Below are 21,635 nucleotides of genomic sequence, written 5' to 3'. Positions count from 1 at the left end.
CCGCGTGTCCCCAGACGATTTCGCCAACTTCGCCATCGCCTTCAAGTCGATCCTCTTTGAGGGCGCGCCCTTCATCCTGTTAGGCACGCTGCTCTCAGGATTCTTGGGAGTCTATCTGCCCGCCGGGGCGATGGAAAAGATGCTGCCCAAGAACAAAACGGCCGCCATTCTGGTCTCCGGCCTCCTCGGGCTCATCCTTCCGGTCTGCGAGTGCGCGGTGGTGCCGGTCATTCGCCGTCTGGTGGGCAAAGGGCTCCCCGTGAGTTGCGCCTTTGCCTATATGCTGGCGGCTCCCATCGTGAACCCGATTACGATTTTCTCGACCTGGAACGCCTTCCCCGACTTCGAGACTTGGCCCGAGCGAGCCGAGTTCTTCACCTTTTCCCGCGTTCTGCTGGGCTACCTCTCCGCCATTTTGGTGGGTCTCATCGTCCTGCGCATTCCTTTGGACAAAGTGCTCAAGCCTAAAGTCCTGCCCGACGAAAACACCACCAGCGAAGAGTCCGACCACAGCCACGATCACGAACACGACCATTGCCACGACGAGGGCTGCTGCCATGGCCACGACCATCACGATCATGATCACGGGCACGACCACCATCATCACGACCACGGCGACAAGGGCCAGAATCGCGTGGTGCTTTCCATGCGGGCGGCCTTGAAAGACTTCACCGACGTGGGGGTCTACTTCACCATCGGGGTCATCATCACCGCTCTTTTCAATGTCGGGATCGCCCCCGGCGCCGAGTGGCTGGAGTCCATGGAGGGCTCTGCCTTCGGTCAAACCGCGGCCTTCATGGTCCTCGCCTTCCTGCTGAGCCTTTGCAGCACCTCGGACGCCTTCATTGCCGCCACTCTGGCTCCTCCAGCCGCAGCGCGCACGGCGGCCCGCCTCGCCTTCCTCGTCTTTGGCCCCATGATGGATGTCAAACTGCTCTTCCTCTACTCGACGATCATGAAGCCCAAGTTCATCGCCCTGCTGGCCCTGGGACTCTTCGTCTTTGTCGGGCTGACAGCGGTGGGTTGGACGGCGGTGATGGGGCAATAATCCAGTCGCAGGAGGACTTTCCTTCCGATAGAAAAAGTTGTGCGCCTGCTCCTCCCCCTCCTGCCTCTCTTTCTCTGTTGGCTCACCTCTTGCAGCCAGCAAATCGGCGGAGGCCCTGCACCGACCGCCCGCGCCTCCTACCTCACCACCTCCGATGGCAAACAACTCTCGCTTCGCCACTGGAATCTCCAAAGCCGACCGCAGACCGTGCTCATTGGGCTGCATGGCATCGAGGGGGCGGCCCGCGATTATGGAAACTTGGGCAAAGCCCTTCCCCTGCAATCGCCCCGCACCACCCTCTACGCCCTCAATCTACGCGGGGCAGGTTACGATGAAGACCTCCCGCGCCAGGGCGATATTGGCAAAGCCCGGCTCTGGATGCGCGATCTGGTCGAGCTGGACACCGGCCTCCGGGCTCGCCATCCCGAGGCCCGCATTATTTGGGTCGGCGAGTCCATGGGAGCGCTCATCGCCCTCAAAGCCGCCGCCCAGAGCGAAGTGCAACCTGACGGACTAGTCCTCGTTTCGCCCGTGGTCAGCCTGGACTCCATCCCCGGCTGGCAGCTGGGACTACTGAGGCTGGCCGCCCGCCTGACTCCCTGGGCCCGGGTTTCGCTCGAGACTTTGGCGGGTGGTTCATTCCAGGCCACGACCTCTTCGGACCACTTTTCGCAAAGCGAGACCAATCCCTATCACGTCGAGAGCTACACCTTGCGCTTTCTCAACGAACTCGCCCAACTTTCAGAAGAAAGCTCTCGCCATGCAGATAAAGTCACGGCTCCCACGCTGATTTTGCACGGTGGTAAAGATTTCTTAAGCAACCCCCGGCAAATTTCAAACTTTGCAAATGATTTTTCGCCCCCTGCAACTTTACTCAACTTTCCCCAATCCCATCACCTTCTCTTTTATGATAAAGAGCGGGATGCCGTGGTTTACGAACTATTGGATTGGGTAAATGAAAAACCGCAAGGGACGAATTAACATCTGTTAGATTAGATGAAAAGTTCATCTCTTCTTGCCTGATCGGGTCGACAGTCTTCATCATTCCTCTGATTATTGCGGGAACAGTAATTGCGTAGACTCAATTGGGACGATTTCTCGTAGTAGAAGGTCATCGTCCAAAACTGGCTTCGTGAAGAATTTCCGCAGTATTTGGAAAAATCGATCCACCGCCTCGGTTAACGCCTTTGAGTTATGAAAACGCCCTCCTCATCCGGTTTCTCGGCCACCACTTTTGTCCGTGCGATTCTTCTCATTTTTGCCGCTACGCAGTCGGTTCCGGCAGCGCTCAATGAGGAAATCAACGATACGATTGTCGCGAACCCTTACTACCTGATTGACCGGGAGGCGAGCGACGGAGATCCCGCCACCAACTTTCACGGCTTCGACACGACCTTCGATATCACTATCGAAAACACCTCCGCAGCAGATCCCGCCCGCTCCTTCATTTTCTACCGGGTGGCCTATCAGTTGATGCGAGCCAACGACGGCTCACCTGTTCCGGTGACCTTGAACGGAGGGGGCACCACAGGCTACACCAACGCAACCTTCCAAAGTTTGGACGCGGGAGTCGACAGCAAGAATTTTCAACTCACGGGACTCCCCATTCCCGATGCTCCGCTCGACGCGAAGGAGACCTACTTCATCCAGGGACAGTTACAAAAAGGGTTCTTCAATTTTCCAGATCCAGTTAACTATTTCGATACTACCGACCCCCAGAACGACGACTTCGATGCCAGCGCTGAAGCCGTCGTTTTTGAGTTCAACAACACCGCAAGCTTGGATCTCAACTATAATATCGAGACCGTTCCCTACGGACTCAATTGGGGAAAAACCTATGCCTTGAGCACCGACCCGGGCGACAACGGATTCCGCGCCTCCATAGGTGTTCTGGCCGCGCGGTATGATGGATTCGATAGCCCGGTCAGCAACCTCACGGCCACCGTTCAGGTCGACTTCGACCTCTTGCGGGCCAGTGACAACTCCCAGGTGCCTCTGGTCAACGATGGCATTTTCACCCAGACCGGCAACGCCCCTTCGCACGATGGATCGGGCCGCCCGCTGCCCGTCTACTTTCACCCCACCCTCTTCGGCTTCATCTTTGACGAACAGCTGGTGCCCACCATGCAGCTGGACTCGGTGAACGAGACTTACATCCTGCAAGCCACCGTCCGGCACGTGGAAAATGCTTTTGGCAGCTACGAGACTGCTGGCACTTGCGAGCTCCCTGCCGAGCAGTTGCTTCACTTCAACGGCACCCTCAACGCCGGTCCCGAGGTCGTCACCGTGAACGACTTCGAGAACATTCCCTCTCCTGGAACTTCTACTGCCACCTATGTCAACACAGTGGTTCAGGTCGCGGCGGACGGTGGCGAAGTGAGCGGGCGGCCGGACGTCACCTTCGGCAACACGGCCAACCTCGGGGTCCGGCTCGCAGTCGATGGCACCATGACCCTGACCTCGGGCTCGCAACTTCTCTATCTGGCAGATGGTTCCGGCGACGATATTCACTGCCTCGCGGGACCTGACTTTTCCTACAACAGCGTCAGTCTTTCGACCTCGGGTTTTACCGCTTCCGGAGTGAATTATCACCTGCCCCAGGGCTTGGTCTTCTTTCCGAACCACAATCAAAACCCTTATTTGGGGGAAAACCGCATCAGCCGGGCCACCTCGCTAACACTGGATTCAGCGCTCTGCCCCCCCTCCGACTTCACCTTCCCCACCAGCGGCTATTCGGCGCCCGCACTGGGCGACGAAGCTCATCCAGTTGTCTTCCCTCTCGACAAGGTTGCCGATGGATTCGTGGTGGCCACCGACGGGACCATCACCGCCCAGACCAGCGGCTCGGACCTCCCCCAATACATCCACAAGGCGGAACTGGAATACCTCGAGGTGCAAGCCGCCAACGGCCAGCTCTTGGATCCTACGATGGCTGATCGGTGCTCCAATGACCTCTACCTCCGTAATATTGTCGACGTCTCCAACGGCATCAAATGGACCACAGCCACTGACGGGACCGCCCGCTTGGCTGAGGGCAATATGAAGATCGATGACGGGAACTTCCAAAGTCACTTTCCCAAAAAGGCAACCGTTCGACACCTAAGCTCCACCCTGGCCTTCAAGGATGGCTACTTCGCGGAGTCGGCGGGTTCGATTTTGCAGACTCCTTCGGTGGAGGTGCCTTATTACCAAACATGCCCCGGACCGATTGCGGAGGGCTGCACCAGCGGACTTGCCACGGTTGGTGTCGACCAGAAGCCGGACGGAGAAAAGCTCTACTTCACCGGTAACGGGGGCTTGTGGGGTGACGGCGAAATCATCAGCAACGGCAAGCTCGGCTGGGGGAGAAAGTCCCCTGCCGCGAACGACTACACCCACTTCACCAGCAACTTTGACCGCGGTAAATTCTACATGCCGGGCTACAATCTCTACGCCCTCAGCAATGACTTGTTCAGCAGCGCGGTCTACGATGACGACGCGGCGGATTTATCGGCGGCCTCTCTCCTGCTCTCGGGAGTCGAGGAAGACGCCAACCCAGTGGATCTTTACTCTCCCGGCGAAGGCGGATACCGCGATGGCAAAGGCTCTCTGCCAGGGATGACCCTTGAAGTGCTCAATACGGGTTACAATGGAGGCTCCAAGCTGGCAGCCAACCCCACCAACTACAACTACGAGTTGCTGGAGGATCAGGGTCAGGGCGGTTCGAAGTATTACATCCGCGAGGCGGGTGTAAGTGGTCGCCAGGTCGGACGCGACGGCACCTACGACGACAAGCTCGACCTCTATGGCTTCGAATGCAAAATCAGCCAGTTCCAACTCACCTTTCTCGACAATACCAATGAGAAAGACGGGTGCACCAGTTGGGTCGACGGCACCATCAACGTCAGTGGCTACTCCAACTGGGATCAAGTCTTCACCGGCTTGACCTTTGACTGCTACGGACAGCCGGGCGAGATGACTCCCAATCTATCCGACGCGAACGACAAACAATTGGACTACTGGCAGTCGACCTTTGACCTGAAGACCCTCGCCTTCCTCAACTATGAGGAACCCGACGGCCAGTGCCCGCCAGTCTTCAACGGCAAGCTGGCCGTGGGAGCCAAGACCTACGCCAACTACGTGACCGAACCTCTCATCGGCACCTTGGTTTTCTGCAAAAACGGAAACCTTTCCACCCTCCAGAACACCCTCGATGAGCCGGAAGCCTTTGGCGATATCGACTCTCAGTTCCGCATCCCCTCGCTCGTCAAGCTGAAGGGTCCCAACAAGGACTACAACCTCGTCACCACCAGCAAGCTGCGCTTCAGCAATCCCGAGCCCACCGGCATGACGGGCGCGCAGCGTCCCGCGACTGGCTTTGTCACCTTCGCGGCCACCATCGACATCCCTTACTTCCGCGATCTTGAGGTTCAAGCCATCACCACCGCAACCAACGAGCTCCCCAATGGGGATTCCACCGCCCCCTTTGCCATCACCCCCGGCTGGGACGATGGCAGCGGTGACACCTTCTTTACCAAAGCGAACTTCGACCCCGAACACGCCGGCTTCCCGTTTGCCGAAATCAGCATCAACGACTATCGCAATCCCAAGCTCTCCGGCATCGATCCCGACACCCTCCACGCCAACGGTCATCTCGTCGTGGCGGAGCAGGACATGTTTGGTTTCATCCCCCTGTCCTATCCTCTCTTCTGGGATGACAACACCCGCCGCTTCGCCTCCGCGCGGACGGAAAAGGAGAACATCTTTGTCGCCCAGATGGAGCACAAGATCGATTGGATGGACGCCAAGTTCACCAACATTTCCTTCGGTGCGACTTACGACGGACTCCCCGAGATCAAAATCTCCAACTTCCTGAATGGCGAAATCGACAAGGCTTCCGAAGTCATCTCCAACAAGATCGGAGAGCTCCCCAAACAGGCCATCGACACGGGCTTGGACAAGCTCGACCAGATGCTGGAAGACTCTCTCTGCGCCATCATCAATCCTCTGGTCGACGAAGCCGCCGGAACCGAGATGGATCCTGGCGTCATCCGCGAGCTCTATCGCTACCTCTACGATCTCTATGACAACAATCCCACAGAAGACTACGGAGTCTTCCGCGGGAAAGTGAAGGACGCCTTGGACAACCCCTCGGCCCTCGCCTTCAACAGTCTGCCGAAGTTGAAAGCATTCCGCGACAAGATCTGCACCATTGCGGAAACCGGCAACACCGCCATCGCCGACACCGCGAGCTTTGTGGACCAAATCGAAGTCGCTCTGGAGGACATCATCAAGGGCATCGACGTCATCACCACTGGCATCAAGGCAACACAGGACTACGAGGTGAACATCAATCCGCCCACCATCACCGCTTCGGACATCAAGGGCATCCTCTACCGCAACGGCTCGGGAGAGCTGGAGATTGTGGACGCCCTCATCGACCTGCTGCTCGCCAATTTGGTCGAGCCCGCGGTGCGCGACGTGATTCAGCCGCTGTTAGAGGAAGGCGCTTCCGAGTTGAACGACCAGCTCAACATGCTGTTAGAAGACATCGACCCGGCGCTGGAGCAGATCACCGAGGTTCTCCTGACCGTGCGCGGTTACTTGGTCGAAATTCACGGCAAAGTAGCCACCGGCGGAGAGATCGTGGACAAGTTCAAGGACTTCTTCCCCTCTGATCCCCTGGCGAAAGAGGCTTTCCTCAACGACCTTGTTAGCCCCGTTACCACCAGGGCCTGGAACCTGTTCCTCCAAGTCGAGGAAGGACTCGGGATCGACCACCTCGTCGACGCGGGCCGCCAGTTCGACGAGTTCGGCGACAACTTCTTCAACAACTTCACCGAAGACCAATTCGTCCAACTGGTCAAAGATGAGCTGAAGGACGCCATCCTGCAGTCCGAGATCGTTCGCAAGGCCCAGTTCCTTCTGCGCCAGCTGCTCTACGACATCGCCGACCGCGTGACCTCTTCCCTGCAATCCGTGCTGGCGGAGATCACCACTGTGATGAAGACCGTCATCAGCGACACCATCGGCGCGCTGGAAGACGAGATCAATCCACTGCTGGGCGAGGTCTCCAAATACATGGGCTCCGGCGAAATCTCGGGCTATGCCGAGTTCAATGGCGACTCCCTGCGCAAGCTGCGCCTGGACGCTGAGATGCAGTTTGAGATTCCGGAAGAGATGGCACTTCACGTCTATCTCGAGATTCTTTGCTATACCTCCGAAGACAACTTCGTGGACTCCGGCTGCATCGAACCGGGCGAGAAGATGGTCGAGGTCCGCATCGGGGCCAAGGACGTCTCGGTGGAATGGATCTCGGAGTGTAAAATCAACCTCGAGGTCAAGATGTCCCTGAAGGACTTCAACACCGCCGACTCGGTGCCGCCGATACCGGTGGGCGTGGGCGGAACCTTCGAGCTGGCGGATGGGGAAATCGATTTCCAAGCCTTCAAGATTCTGGAATTCGGGGCCACCATGGCCATCGGACTGGAAGAGTGCTACATCGGGGCCAAGGCGAGGGCGATCTTCTCCGACTACGAGGTCGCGGCAGGAATCTTCTTTGGCCGCACCTGCACCCTGGAGCCGCTCATCTTTGTCGACCCCGATATCGGTGATGTGGTCGACCCGGGCACGACCTTCACCGGTGCCTATGTCTACGGCGAGGTCTGGCTGCCGATCTCCCAGCTTGTGCTCGGGGTCCCCCCTTCCTGCCTCTTCCGCATTGATGCCGGGGTCGGAGCCGGAGCCTTCTTCTTCCTGGAAGGACCCACCTACGGCGGAAAGATCTTCCTCGGAGTTTCCGGCGAAGCGCTCTGTGTGGTCTCCATCAAGGGCGAAATCAAAATCATTCTGGCCTCTCAGGCAGGCAAGCTGAAGGGAGCCGGCAACGGCAAGTTCACCGCCAAGGTCGGCTGGTGCCCCTTCTGCATCAAGTTCAGCAAATCGGTGAAACTCCTCTTCAACGATGGCTCCTGGTCCATCCAGTAGGATGACGCGACGATGAACCTTTTACTCAAAAACGAAAATCCCACCCCATCCCTTCCGGTTATGAAATCGATGACCTCTCCGCTCCAACAATTCGTCGCCAAGACGACTCTGCTCTTGGCCTGGCTCGTGGCCGGGCTGGCTCCCGCGCAAAACGCCGATCCGCTGGTCTACACCGTGGGCAAGACCTTCGAGACCAACGGAGGCACCACTCTGCACGACTACATCCTCTGGCAGCCGGGCGACGCCAAGACTACCTTTGGCAAACGCTTTGGCATCTACTCCAAGGCGGGTGACGCCACCTCCCCCAATCCCTATACCCTGCTCGGGGTCCAGACCCTGCAGACTTCGCCCTCGGCCATTCAGGCCCTGCTGAAGTTGGGGGAAAAGTTCGACAAGGACGCCCGCTTCCTCCCCATGCGCATCACCGCTCTCAATGCGGAAGCGCAGGGTGACCCGGCCTCCATGCCCACCCTCGGCAGCCCCGAATTCCCGGGCGGCATCGACCTCGGCGTGGCCCAGCGTCTCGCGCAAATTATGACCGTGGCTCAGGACGACCCCGAGGTGCTGCAATCCCTCATCTCCCTAGGACGTGCACATCCCGGCGTGCAGATGGCGATTGGCCTGGGCTTTTCCATCAAGGCCCTCGACCCCTCGGTCACCACCTACGAGGTGCGCGAGGTTGACGGCGCCGACAACGACCTTCGCGTGATTGGTCGGGTGACTCTCGACACCAGCGCCCCCCAGTCTCTCCTGCCACCAGGAAAGCCAGAACTCCTGCCCCACAAATTCGAAGCTGAACTGCAGCAAGTCGTGGCTTCCCCCAAGGACAACCTCAACGCCCGCCTGCGTTGGTCCACCCCCAACGGTTTGCGCACCCTTCTTCCCCACACCTACGGTTTCAATCTCTACCGGGTTGAAAAGGCCAACACCCCCGATCCCTTTCTCATCACCAGCGAGGCCGATGTGGCATCGGCAGCCGGCGTTCGCGTCAATACCCTGCCCATCCCCGCCGGAGCACTCATGACCGCAACACAAGCGGCGAATATCAACTACCTCGACGAGACCTTCTTCTACGGTGACGACGGTGATGTCTTCATTCAACTCAACGCTCCCGAGCTTCCCTTCGAGGCTCCGGATATCGAGTTCTTTGATGGCGACACTTTTTACTACTACGTGGCCGCTCGCGACATCGCAGGACATCCCGGACCACTTTCCCCACCGACTGAAATCACAATCTGTGACCGCCTGCCCTGCTCCGCGCCCTCCATCGTGACCGTGGACAACACCTTCGACCTCGCGGGCTACAATCCGGACACCGAGGAAGGACAGCAGCACCTCACCCTCACTATCCGCCAGCTTCCCAATACCGAACCCGACAACTCGGCGAAAGAGTACCGCATCTACCGCTGGCACTCCGCCACCGATTGGCAGACCTTTGGCGGCGATCCCGACTTCAACCACATCGGCACCGTGGCCCACGTCAACGGACAGGAATACGTCACCTTCGAGGACGATGATGCCAGCGACGTCGATACCGACTACGTGGGCCCGGGCAACAACGGCCCCGATACCGGCTCGCCGGTAGTCACCTCCGAGACCGACTTTGCGATGGGTAAAACCTTTTGGTATACCGTGCGCGCGGTCGACACCTCCGCCTGCACCCCCGCAAACTTGTCCGGCCACTCCGGTCCCAAGTTCGGAGTGCCCCGCGACCGGGTGGGACCACCTAGTCCGGAAGGTTCCCTCGAGACCTGCTTCTGCATTCCCCGCATGAACCTCACCAACGAAGGAGTTGCGGTTCGCCGCGAACTCTATGGACTGGACGCGGACTTCCGGGGTGTCATCGCCCGGGTCGAACGCTACGAACAACCCGATCGTTCTAAAATATACAAGAAGGTCAAGTCCTTCGACCTGGAAGTCGGCACCTATCAGCAGAACGAAGAAGGCACAACCTTCGAGCGCACCTTTGCCCGCACCACTCTTTTCAAAGGATTGGAGTCCTTCCGCGATGTCATCATCCCGACCACCACCCCCAATGGCACCATCCTGCGCGCCCGCAGCCGCCTGGGTGACGGCTCGGTGAGCGACTGGCGGGAAATCCCCATCAGCGCCGCCTTCAAGCCCGGCGAGATCAATCGCTATCACTTCTTGGCCTGGGCCGAGCTCTGTTGCCCCGTGCTGATCTCGAGCACCGTTCTCCGTGACGAAAGCGGCAAGATTCGCCGGGAGATCCAAGAGCTTCTTCCTCCCACTTCCAACGACCCCCGCTGTCCATCCTGGATCGAGGTCACTCCCGGAGGCGTCCCTCCCATCTTCGTCCCCGTGCGCAATGACGATACTATCGTGGGTGTTTGTGGACAGGTTTACCTCAAAGGCGACTGTCGCGAAGTGCGGGTCTACCGCCGGGTCGGCAACGGAGGTCCCTTTGTCCTGATCTCCCGCCAGTCGGGTAAAAGCGCGTTGCCTGCGGTTTACAATTGGAAGGAAAGCGCACCCGTTCTCAACAACGGAGAAGTGGGCTGCTACTACGCCCAAACCTTTGACGAAAACGGCAATGCTTCTCCGCTCGTTCGGATTGGATGCGTAACCACCCAAAACGAAGACCTGGGAGTCGCGATGGTGACCGACCCCGTGAATCTGGCTCCCTCGGGAGGCAAAGCGGTGGTGCAGCTTTCCTGGTTCTGCGACCCCGTGGGCATCGACCGCTTCGAGGTCTGGGCCGCGGCCGAAGGTGGCGAAGATCCCGAGGTCGAGTCCCTCAATCTCACTGAAGCCATCGAGAGCGATGACAACCTCGTCCTCACCGTCACCGATGAAGACGGAGTGGAAGAAGAGCTCGTCTTCACCCCCTACCGCACTGACTCACTATCCTCGGGATTCGGCGACAATGGCGAATTCTCGGTAGTGCTGACTGTGCCCGCCGACAAAAAGTTGTCCTACTGCATCCGCCCCATCGGCCTGCCCATCCCACAACCCGGCAGCACCGAACTCCTCACCACGGCGGGTGACTTTTCCAATGTGGTCTCCAACATGTGGACCGCACCTCCCGCCGCCCTGCAGGATGTCATCCCCTGGCCCGCCCGTCCCTTGCCCGGTCTCGCCAATGTGGCGGTCAAGGTGAGTGATTACGAAAATGGAGAAGGTCCCTACTACGCCCATCCTCTCCACATCGAGCAAACCCTGCAGTTCCGCGCGTCCAGCCTGATTCTAGTCGGAGCCGTTCCCGCCATCAACGGGGGAAAGGAAAATAGCTACGAATCCTACTTCCCCAACAACCGCGATCCCTTCGAGTGGATCTTCGGATACCGACGTCAGAACACCGAGGTGTCCTCGGGAGAAAATAGCGTGACGCCGCTGAGTTCCTTTACGGTCTACCGCTATCAACTTCCCTCCGAAGTCTACCCTGAGGCCAAGCCCAACCTGGTGCAGGTGACTCCCCTCATCGATCGCATGGCCTATCAGAACGTCAGGCTCGATTGGCAGGGTGCCTCCATAGACGCCTTCCGCGTCACGGATCCCTTCTTCGTTTTCCAACCCTACGAACAATCGTCCAACTACTTGGATGTCCCCCTCACCGGGAAGTTCTCACGCAACAATAGCACCTTCGGAATCGGCATCCCCATGGCCAATAGTCCCTCGCCTGCCTACCTTGATCTCAGCTCCAGCGAGTATCCCGATGTCGCGGAACAGGACTCCACTATCTGGGTCCGCGATGCGCAACCCGCAGCAAAGGGTGCGACCTATCAATACCTGATCGTCGCCTTCGATGACCGGGGCGAGATCGACCGCGTGATTCCAACCAACGTTGTGGAGCACGCTCCTTAATCCCTTTCCCAGCCGTTCAGAATTCCAGCCATTTTTCACTCATGAAAACCAAGCTCCCACTCTTCCTGCTCGCCCTCTCCGGCCTTCCCTTGCTTGCCGCTCCCTCGGTGCAACTGCCCAAGGAATGGTTCGCTCCGCTGGAGAGTCAAACCGGCTTTGCCCTCACGGACACCGCCACAGGTCAGGTCCGCGTCATGACCTTCTCCAACGCCAATGTCTTGCAGCAGACCGGACCGACCGAGACCTATCTGGCCAACGTGACGGGCTTGGCTTCCGGATACTTTGAAGGGGGGCCGGAGCACCTCATTCTTTCCTCGGCGACTCATAATCAGATGCGCTTTCTGCCAGTTGATGGCAGTGCCAGCCCGTCGTCCCGCTCAACTGCTTTCGCCGGACCGCAATCCACCATCCCTCTCTTCGAGGCTGGTCTCACGCCCATGACCCTTTCCCATTGCCTCTATGTGGATGGTGGGGAAGGAGCCGAACTCAACAAGACCCTGATTGCCGGCGGAGTCCCCTCTTCCACCGACGAATACATCTACGACAGTGGCGCCACAGCCCTCCAACCCTTCCGCGTCCCCGGCACCGGCGAGCGCCGGGGAATGTTGATTCGTCAGGACACCTCCCGATTGCAGGAAATCAGAAATTCCGGCGACGGCAATATCGTGCGCTCCACCAAGTTTCCGGTGCCTTCCGCCTCTCTCCTCGCGACCGAGGTTCAGGGCAATGACGGCCGCCTCTGCACGGTCGCCTGGGTACCCGGCGACAGCAAATGCGGAATCTTCACCCACGGATTTTCCGGATTTCCGCAAGGCTTTACGACAACTCCTTCCATCGGCTTTCCCATCGGCACCATTGTTTCGGTGGGCACCACTATTCCCAACGCACCTGACGGCATCCTCATCACCTCACAAGATGGCACTGTCGCAGTATGGGCCCGCATCATCGCGGGCACGACCTTGAGTATTCAGGAGACCTTCTTCGCCAGTGCCGGCACGGCCTTCTCCGGCCTGGTCCCGGTACCGGGGCGGGGCTTCATGACCTTGCTCGGCACCCCGGGCGACCGCACAAGCTCCAACTGGGATCTTTACCGCGATTCCGGCGCTGGCTTTCAGAAAGTCGCTTCCGGCAATCTCACTCCCTGGATCGATACCACCAATCGTTTCGCCACTCTGTTCTGGTTCGATGACCAAGCTCTCATCCAGCCCATGGCCCAGCTTTTGCGCGTGGAAACCGTGCCCGACTGGACCACTGGCACCGGCTCTCTTCCACAGGCCATCACCACGGAGTTGCGCGATCTCAACCCCAATGATGGTGATGGCGACCAGGGTCTCAACAATCCTTCTCCCGCTTCGCCCGTTGCCCCCGCGGGAGCGACCTTCGTGATGTCCAACCAATATCAGGACAACGCTTCAGTTTCCGCTCTCGACGACAGCGTGACCCTCACCAGCCTCCCCCTCAATGTTTCGCCCGATAGCGGGACTTATGCGGAAAGTGTGTTGGTCAAAGTCCTTGCCGACAGCTCCACCCTCGACATTCGCTACCGCGAAGACACCCCGGGCTCCGTGTGGCAGACTTATGAAGCCCCGCTCACCATCGGCTATCCTTCCGACTGGCTTTTCTATGCCTACGACCGCGCCAACCGGGTCAACGGCCCCATCATCAGCCGCAGCTATCAATTCAGCAGCCCGCTCAATGATCTGGATAGCGATCAGGACGGAGTACCCGACTACGTGGAGCGCCACTTCGGTCTAGACCCTGCCGGCGGAGCCGATAGCGACGGGGACTTCCAATCCGATCTGGAAGAAATTCTCGGCCACGATGGAGTCGGCACCGGCCCCAATGACTCTGCCGACTATCTCGCGGAAGAAGACCGCGACCCACCCTATCTCGGCGAAGGATTCTACCTCTTTGCGCAAGCTTACAATCCCGCAGGCACTGGAGCCAACCCCTTCGATGATGGAGGAACGCCCGTCACGGATCCCGACGATGCCAATCTGGCCGCGACCCAGCGCGAGGATGACACCCCGGGTGAGAAAATCAGAAGCTACAACATGCTTTCCGAACTGATGGCCGTTGGCGAGGTGTCTACTGTAGCTGACGGAACTTTAGTGGGACAAAACGCCGCCCGCATCGACGTGAGCAATCCCTTGCCCGAATCCGAATGGCTGATCCTTTCCTCCCCCATTCAATTCGACCTCGCTCCCAGCGGCACCGTTCGCGGGGGGCGCGAAACCCTCCGAGTTGCCAGCCGTCCTGTCTTTGCTCCCCCCACCATCGCCGCCACTGCCACCGGCACCGACCGAAGCGCGGATGCCCTCGCGTGGGTCGCCGCGGCTCGCACTGCTCACGATAGCTTCGACCCCGTGACCACGATTACGCGACTCGATCCCATCGACAACGCCATCGCGGTCCTGGCCGAGCAGGCCCTTTACGAAAGCTTCCCTCCGGCCGATCTCATTGCCCTCGGCGTGCCCTCAGACATCGACGACTTCACCCTCTTCGGTGGCCGCGACTACGACAGCGGAAAAACTCCCTTCAGCGAAGAAATGAAGCGCGCCCTCGTGACCAATGGTTGCGACTTCCCCGCCATCATCCAATACCTCGACTCGCAGGCCCGCCTCAATGGAGACATCTCCGATTTGAGCGACGCCATCTACTCGCGCCACGTCGCCATCTCCGACAGCACTCCCAATATGGCTCTTCCCCTCGACGCGCTGCGATCGGTGCTGCACGACGGAGCAATCACCGACCCTGGCAGCGTAGTTGCTTTGACTTACAATGGAGATGGCGAAGTCGACACCTCGACCACCCGGACCAACCCCTACTCCACCATATCCGCAAGCCTCATTTCCAACGCCCGCAGCGCCATGCTTTCCCTGTTGGCAAACGTGCCTTCGCTCAAGCGCGACGTGGAAACCTGGACCATCACCATCGAAAGTCCCACCACCCCACTCCACAACTACGACTACCGGCGCACCGACCCCGGCACGGGCGACCTCGCCTACTTCGTGGACAGCTTCGGCGACCGGGTTCTAATCGAACAAGGCCTTGGACTTAATATTGGCGCTGTTTTCCAAATCACTGGATACGTCGATGTCGATCCCGTCGGCACCTTCGATACCATGGAAGCCATTTCTCTCGAACTCGTCTTTACCCCCGTCGCCACCGATACGGATTCGAACGGAAACTTACTCGATGATGATTGGGAAAAGTTTTTCTTCGGCGACCTCGGTGTGGTCAACCCCTTCGATCCCCATCCCATCACTGGCCACAGCTACTTCCAGTATCACCTCGAAGGAGCCGACCCACGCGATGGGGACCTCGACAGCGATGTCGTCAATCTCGCCCCCAGCGACATCACCATCGTCTGGCTCCCCGTCTTCAACGCCTATGATATTGAGTTCACCTTCCCTGATGAATTCATCTCCGCTGTCGACTTTGACCTTCTCTCGTCGGAAACCATAACCACCTTCGCAGGTCCTGTTCAGGACGGGGGCGTCAGCCCCATCGGTGAAGACCGCTACGCCCTCCGGGTCACCAGTATTGATTCCAACTTGGACAAGAACTTCTTCCGCATTCAGATGTCCCTCGCGGACTAACTCTCAATCCCTTCCCCTCCAAAGCGTCTTGCAGACCACCCGTCCGACGCCTCGCGGGGAACCCTTGATAGAAAAAGCAACACAACTCCCGCGAACCCGCTATCTTTTCGGGCTTGGCATTGACCGATAGGGTTTGAGTTCGCATGCTGCCAGAGATGGAGCACGCTTCCGAATCCGAAATTGCCAGCGCCAGCCGCCACGTCCGATCCCTCACTGCAGGGCTCAACGCGGTGATCTTTGGCCAAGAGGAGTTGGTGGAACTTGTGGTGACGGGCCTGTTGGCTCGCGGTCACATTCTGCTGGAGGGCCTGCCGGGTCTGGGTAAGACCGAACTGGTCAAGACTCTCTCCAAACTCCTCGCCCTGGGGACCAAACGAATTCAGTTCACCCCGGACCTCCTGCCCGGCGATATCACCGGTAACCCCGTCCTCCAAGAGGTGGATGGCCGCCGCGAGTTCGTCTTCCAAGAAGGTCCCATCTTCACCAACCTCTGTCTGGCGGATGAGATCAACCGGGCCTCGCCCAAGACCCAGTCCGCCCTGTTGGAAGCGATGCAGGAACGCCGCGTGACCGTTCTCGGCAAGACCCACAGCCTCCCCGCCCCTTTCTTCGTCCTCGCGACCCAAAACCCCATCGAGCTGGAGGGCACCTACCCCCTGCCCGAGGCTCAGCTGGACCGATTTTTGTTCAAGCTGGAAGTGACCCGCAACGACGTGGCCACCCTACAGCGCATCATCACGGCCCGCGACTTGGGGCAGGAACCCGAGGTCAATCCCATCCTCGATGCTGCCGCGCTGGAGGAAGTGCTCGCGCTGGTGAGGCGCATCTATCTGCCCGACGTGGTGGCCAATTACATTGCCCGCCTGGTAGACGCCACCCACCCGGGACAATCTTCGGCTTCCAGCTCAATCAAATACGGGGCTTCCCCCCGGGCCGCGCTTTCCTTGGCTTCCGCCGCACGCGCGCGAGCACTCTTGAATGAGCGCACCCACGCTTCCTTCGAGGACGTCCGCTTTGTGGCCCCCTCCGTTCTGCGCCACCGGATCTTGTTAGAATACAACGCCCGTGTGGAGGGACTCACGAACAACGACTTGGTGCAAAAGATTCTCGCCGAAGTCCCGACCCAGTCGGACGCCTTGCCCAAGACATTGCAAAGCAACTAAGCCCGCCAGATGAACCGCGCTCTCGCCCTCTTCCTTCTCGTCTGCTGCAGCACGCTCCCGTTTCTTTCGGCGCAGCACGTCTTCTACGATCACGAGTATAATCCCAAGACTGGAACCAGTCTGAAGATGACCGCGATGAGCAGCACCCTGCCCTCTTCCGGTTACATGGCAGTGCGGGTGACGGCGCGAAATGGCGAAAAGATTCCGGTCTCTTGGAGCTTCGGGTTCACCTCCAGCGACCACGACTACGCGGAAAGCAACCAGCTCAGCTCCAGCTTCTCTCTCAGCTGCCCCCCCGATCAGCAAAAGAACGTGGAGTTTCTCGTGCCTCTGGTGACCGCCATTCAGGATGACTCCCCCCTCTCGCTGGAGGTTTCCATCTCTGGTCGGCCACCCCTGACGAGCACGTTTGAAAAAATGACCAGCGACCAGAGCCACAACTGGCCCTGCATCCTGATGAGCGAGGCCCTCTACACCCCCAACTCCGGCCCCCTCAATTCCGCCGCCGCCAGCGGCTCGCACTATGGCAGCCCGGCCTTTGCGGGCAGCTTCACCCCACGGGACCTGACCAACGATTGGCGGGGCTATGCCGGCTTCGATGCCATCATGCTGACCAGTGCGGACTGGAAAGCCATTGAGCCCGGGGCCAAGACCGCTCTCATGAAGTGGAACCGACTGGGTGGACGCATCGTCATCTATGCCGTCGATCCCTCGGTCACACTCCTTTCCCTGGGCATCGAAGACGCGGAAGGAGACGAGGCCTACCGCAGTTGGGGTTCCATCGAGTTGTTAGAGCTTCCCGCCTCCGGTCTGCTCAATGCCTCCCGCACCATGGCGATGATGAAAACCGGAGAACTCGACCCGCGGGCCAGTATCTTTGGTAAAGAACTCGTCTCGAGTTGGCCCCTGCAATATTCCTTTGGCGAGCGCTCCTTCAATCCGGTCTTCTTCATCCTCATCCTCATCGCCTTCGGCATCATTGTAGGTCCGGTCAACCTCTTTGTCTTTGCCAAATCAGGCCAACGCCACCGCCTCTTCATCACCACCCCCATCATCTCACTAACGGCCTCGGCCCTGCTTCTGCTCATCATTGTCTTCCAAGATGGTTTCGGTGGAAAAGGTCATCGCCTGGCCTTGGTGGAGGTTCAGCCGGAAGAGAATACGGCCTACATCCACCAGCAGCAGATCGCCCGCACCGGAGTCCTCCTCAACACCTCCTTCACCACCAAGAACAACGCCATCGTCACTCCCGTGGCCCTGGATGCCTCCCGCTGGGCCCGCATCACTCCTCGCAATGGTGGCGGCGAATCGCGCTACCGGATTTCCAACGGCGAAAAGAACACCCTGGACCTCTCCGGCGATTGGTACAAGTCCCGCTCGGAGTATGGCCACATCGTGACCTCCATCCAATCGACCCGTGGGCGCCTGGAATTGCTCTCACCCAATGGCCGCCCATCCCTCACCTCGACCTTTGATTTCCCGATTGAAAAAATCTACTACGTTTCTAGTAGCGGCGACCTTTGGCAAAGTTCTGGCGAGGTGAAAAGCGGGCGCAAGAGCGAACTCGTCCCTTGCACAACCGCTGAGTTCAATGACTGGAGATCCCAAATCACCAAGACCCTGAATGTGGACAGCAAGAGGCGCTTCGAATTGCTCGCCGATCGTCAGGGTCACTTCATCGCTCTCGCGAAAGATGGCCCCTTCACCGACACCTTGGGCTCTCTCAGCTGGAAGGAATCCACCGCAATCATTACCGGCCCCATCGTCGGACTGTAGAGCGCAAGCAAAGCCGCTCCCGAATTCAGCCTTTCGACTCGTTAGCCGAGAACGCTCTGATTTCTGTTAAAGACTTTCCAAGAGATAGAGGAGACGTTCTCCGCTCTTGGAGACCTTGCGCTCCTCGATGGTAACCTTGGACGAAAGAAGTTGCTCCATAGTCTGCACCTCGAAGCGGCGGGCATTGGGATAGACCTCGAAGACAGCCGCCAGCGGATTGTGAAACTCCTCCAAGCGAAGCCCTTCTCCCGCCTGATGATGCACCCGGGCCGAGGCTCCGTGCTTTTCCCAGATATCCACATAACGCGTGCACCGCTCGACTAACGAGCGTCCCAGCTGAACCCGCTTCTGCCACTCATCGCGGCGCTTCTGAAAGAACCGGAACAGGAGCTTCTCCGGGGCGGTCTCCCCGAACTGCTCGCTGACCGCCTGCATAAACTCCAAGGTCAGCTCCACCCCCGCCTGGGGAAAGAGGGGCTCCACCTGCTCCGTGAGACGATAGAGCTTCTCGGGCCGCCCCACCCCCACTTCCGAGCGCGGGATCCGCCAACACTCCAGGTAGCCCTTTTTTTCCAGCGCCACGCAGTGCTGCTTGACCCCCATGTAGCTCATCCCAATGGCCCGGGCCAAGTCGGAGACAGGCATTCCCTCAGACTTCTTGAGAGCCTCTAAAATTTCAACCTGCGAAGGCCTCGCAATATCACGTAAAGCTTGTGAAAACATTCTGAACCTATTGTTTGACAGCTACTTGCCTAGAAGACGAGTTGGTCATTACAAATCCCCATCTTTGACATAATGGCGCAAGGGTCTAGAGTAGCCAAAATCGCAGCATGACTCACGATCCAATCTATCAACGGAAAATCCAATTTCAGAGTTCCTATCCCGGAAGATTTCCCGAGGTTTCTCCAGAAGACTGGAATTCCCACACTTGGCAGCTCAAAAACTCACTGAAGACCCTGCCCCAGTTGGAAAAGCATCTCACTCTCTCCGAAGAGGAGCGCGCGGGACTCCTGCTCACAGGCACCAAACTGGCAACCGCGGTCACTCCCCACTTTTTCAATCTGGTCCACGCCACCGACCCTGCCGACCCCATCCGTCGCCAGATCATCCCGCGCATCGAGGAGTCCCTCACCGACCCCACCGAGATGTCCGACCCCTGCGGCGAAGATTCCCACATGCCCGTCCCGGGTCTCGTGCACCGCTATCCGGACCGCGTTCTCTTCCTCGTCACCGACCGTTGCGCCTCCTACTGCCGCTACTGCACCCGCTCGCGGGTCGTTTCCGGAGTCTCGGACCAAAAGCTGGAGACCCAATGGGAAGCGGCTTTCGAGTATCTGGAGCGAACTCCCACCGTGCGGGATGTCCTGCTCTCGGGGGGCGATCCACTCCTGCTTTCTGACAACCGCCTCGATAAGATCCTGACCCGACTGCGGAAGATTCCCCACATTCAATTTGTGCGCATCGGCTCGCGCATCCCCGTCTTTCTCCCCCAGCGCATCACCCCGGAACTCTGCGAGATGTTAGAGAAGCACCACCCGCTCTTCATCTCCATCCACACCAACCATCCCCGCGAACTGACCACCGAGGTTCGCGATGGCTTGGCCCGTCTTTCCAAGGCTGGAATCCAGCTCGGCAACCAGTCGGTTCTTCTGCGTGGAGTCAACGACAGCCTACCCGTCCATGCCGCCCTGCTGCACAAGCTCCTGATGTGCCGGGTCAAGCCCTACTACCTCTATCAGTGCGACCTCATTCAGGGCTCCTCGCACCTGCGGACCTCGGTCCAAACCGGCATCGACTTGATTGAAAAGCTGCGGGGCCACACCACGGGCTACGCGCTTCCCCAATACGTTCTCGATGCACCTGGAGGGGGTGGCAAAATCCCGATCAACCCGAATTATGTGGTCTCCCGCACCCCCGAGGAGGTGGTGCTCCGCAACTACGAGGGCAAGAAGTTTGTCTATCCCGAGGTCAACGAAAGCCTCGTTGCGAAATAACCGTTACTCGACCATCCCCTCCTTACGCGCCTGATTCCAGTAGGCGTATTCGGAGCGGTTGAAGTCGATATACTCGGGCGAAAGGTCCGAGGTGTAGATGGTGTAATCGGATTTGCCAAGATTGAGGTCGACCACGATCTTGAAGCGAGCCTCCCGGGCAATCTCCCGCAGTTTATCCAAGGGCGTATCCGCCACCAACCCGCCGATACAGGCCGGAAGGTCCTCGTAATAAATATCGATCAACTCCTCCCGAATCGGGGCCCGCGAGTAACCCACCGCATGGATGATTCGCCCCCAGTTGGGGTCGTTGCCATTCCAAGAGGCTTTCACCAACTGGGACTTTGCAACCGCTTCCGCAACCTTCTTGGCATCCAGGTAGGTCCGCGCATTCTTGACCTCGACGGTGACGAACTTGGTCACCCGCTCGCCATCACGGACGATGTCTTTGGCCAGATTGGTGAGAACCCATTCCAGCGCATCGCGGAACTGGCGACAGCCTTTGGTATTTCGCTGAATGCGTGAGCCTCCCGCAGCGCCATTGGCCAGGGCCAAGACGGTATCGTTGGTCGACATATCCCCGTCGATAGTGATGCGGTTGAACGACGCTTCCACCGCTTCCAGCAAACAAAGCTCCAGGCAATTCCGCGACACCTTCGCATCGGTGGTCACGAAACAAAGCATCGTCGCCATCGACGGACAAATCATACCAGCCCCTTTTACACAGGCTCCAATGGTCACCTCTTTCCCGTTGATCTGCGTGGTGATCGCCAGCTCCTTATGCCGCGTATCGGAGGTCATGATCGCCTTGGCTACCTTGGTGCCGTTGTTGGGCTTCAGCTTGTCGACCAAGTCTTGTCCATGCGGAGTGATCCGTTCCATCGGCATCCGCAGTCCGATCACCCCGGTGGAACACACTCCCACTTCGCGGCGTCGAATCTTCAGCGGCTTGGCCACACAGTTCGCCATCGTCCGGGCATCTTCCAGACCCTTGATTCCCGTGCACGCATTGGCATTGCCGGAGTTCGCGATGATGGCGCGGATCTCGTTGTTTCGCAGATGGGCGTGCGAAACCCGCACCGGTGCCGCCTTGACCCGATTGGTAGTAAAGGTTCCCGACGAGACGCAGGGATGTTCCGAGTAAATCAGCGCCAAATCGAGACGTTCGGCATCCGGATTTTTGATTCCCGCGGAGACCGCACTGGCAAGAAAACCAGCGGGGGCGCAGACTCCTCCTTTGACGGTTTGGTAAGGCATGGGGTGT

The 21,635-nt window shown here is 58.9% G+C and carries 10 protein-coding genes; 8 read left to right on the top strand and 2 right to left on the bottom strand.

What is annotated here, in order from left to right:
* Nucleotides 1-4: 4 nt before the first annotated feature.
* The 7 genes from IE099_RS07095 to IE099_RS07065 all read left to right on the top strand — a co-directional run bounded on the left by IE099_RS07095 (nt 5) and on the right by IE099_RS07065 (nt 18,380).
* Nucleotides 5-1,048: a permease gene (locus IE099_RS07095; RefSeq protein WP_189568889.1), complete on the top strand. Its 1,044-nt coding sequence runs from the start codon at nt 5-7 to the stop codon at nt 1,046-1,048.
* A 39-nt stretch (nt 1,049-1,087) separates the two neighbouring features.
* Complete coding sequence (locus IE099_RS07090) at nt 1,088-2,029, top strand: alpha/beta hydrolase (RefSeq protein WP_189568886.1); 942 nt, start codon at nt 1,088-1,090, stop codon at nt 2,027-2,029.
* Between the two features lie 213 nt (nt 2,030-2,242).
* A complete protein-coding gene (locus tag IE099_RS07085) occupies nt 2,243-8,014 on the top strand; it encodes a hypothetical protein (protein WP_189568882.1) in 5,772 nt (1,923 codons plus the stop codon).
* Nucleotides 8,015-8,074: 60 nt separating this feature from the next.
* Nucleotides 8,075-11,839: a hypothetical protein gene (locus tag IE099_RS07080; protein WP_189568878.1), complete on the top strand. Its 3,765-nt coding sequence runs from the start codon at nt 8,075-8,077 to the stop codon at nt 11,837-11,839.
* Nucleotides 11,840-11,880: 41 nt separating this feature from the next.
* Complete coding sequence (locus tag IE099_RS07075; RefSeq protein ID WP_189568875.1) at nt 11,881-15,441, top strand: hypothetical protein; 3,561 nt, start codon at nt 11,881-11,883, stop codon at nt 15,439-15,441.
* Nucleotides 15,442-15,596: 155 nt separating this feature from the next.
* Complete coding sequence (locus IE099_RS07070) at nt 15,597-16,604, top strand: AAA family ATPase (protein ID WP_189568872.1); 1,008 nt, start codon at nt 15,597-15,599, stop codon at nt 16,602-16,604.
* A 9-nt stretch (nt 16,605-16,613) separates the two neighbouring features.
* Nucleotides 16,614-18,380 (top strand): hypothetical protein, encoded by a 1,767-nt coding sequence (locus tag IE099_RS07065; protein ID WP_189568870.1) that lies wholly within the window; start codon nt 16,614-16,616, stop codon nt 18,378-18,380.
* A 66-nt stretch (nt 18,381-18,446) separates the two neighbouring features.
* On the opposite strand, the gene IE099_RS07060 is transcribed toward IE099_RS07065, so the two are convergent.
* A complete protein-coding gene (locus tag IE099_RS07060; RefSeq protein ID WP_189568867.1) occupies nt 18,447-19,103 on the bottom strand; it encodes a helix-turn-helix transcriptional regulator in 657 nt (218 codons plus the stop codon).
* Between the two features lie 107 nt (nt 19,104-19,210).
* Here IE099_RS07060 and IE099_RS07055 point away from each other — a divergent pair, with 107 nt between their 5' ends.
* Nucleotides 19,211-20,374 carry a KamA family radical SAM protein gene (locus tag IE099_RS07055; RefSeq protein WP_189568864.1) on the top strand — a complete coding sequence of 388 codons (1,164 nt, stop codon included), beginning with the start codon at nt 19,211-19,213 and terminating at the stop codon, nt 20,372-20,374.
* A 3-nt stretch (nt 20,375-20,377) separates the two neighbouring features.
* On the opposite strand, the gene argJ is transcribed toward IE099_RS07055, so the two are convergent.
* Nucleotides 20,378-21,628: a bifunctional glutamate N-acetyltransferase/amino-acid acetyltransferase ArgJ gene (argJ, locus tag IE099_RS07050; protein ID WP_189568861.1), complete on the bottom strand. Its 1,251-nt coding sequence runs from the start codon at nt 21,626-21,628 to the stop codon at nt 20,378-20,380.
* Between the last annotated feature and the right edge of the window lie 7 nt (nt 21,629-21,635).

Source organism: Roseibacillus persicicus (assembly GCF_014651675.1).
GTDB lineage: Bacteria > Verrucomicrobiota > Verrucomicrobiia > Verrucomicrobiales > Akkermansiaceae > Roseibacillus > Roseibacillus persicicus.
Note: the sequence above shows the minus strand (reverse complement) of the source record. Positions and strands in the feature narration are given on the sequence as shown.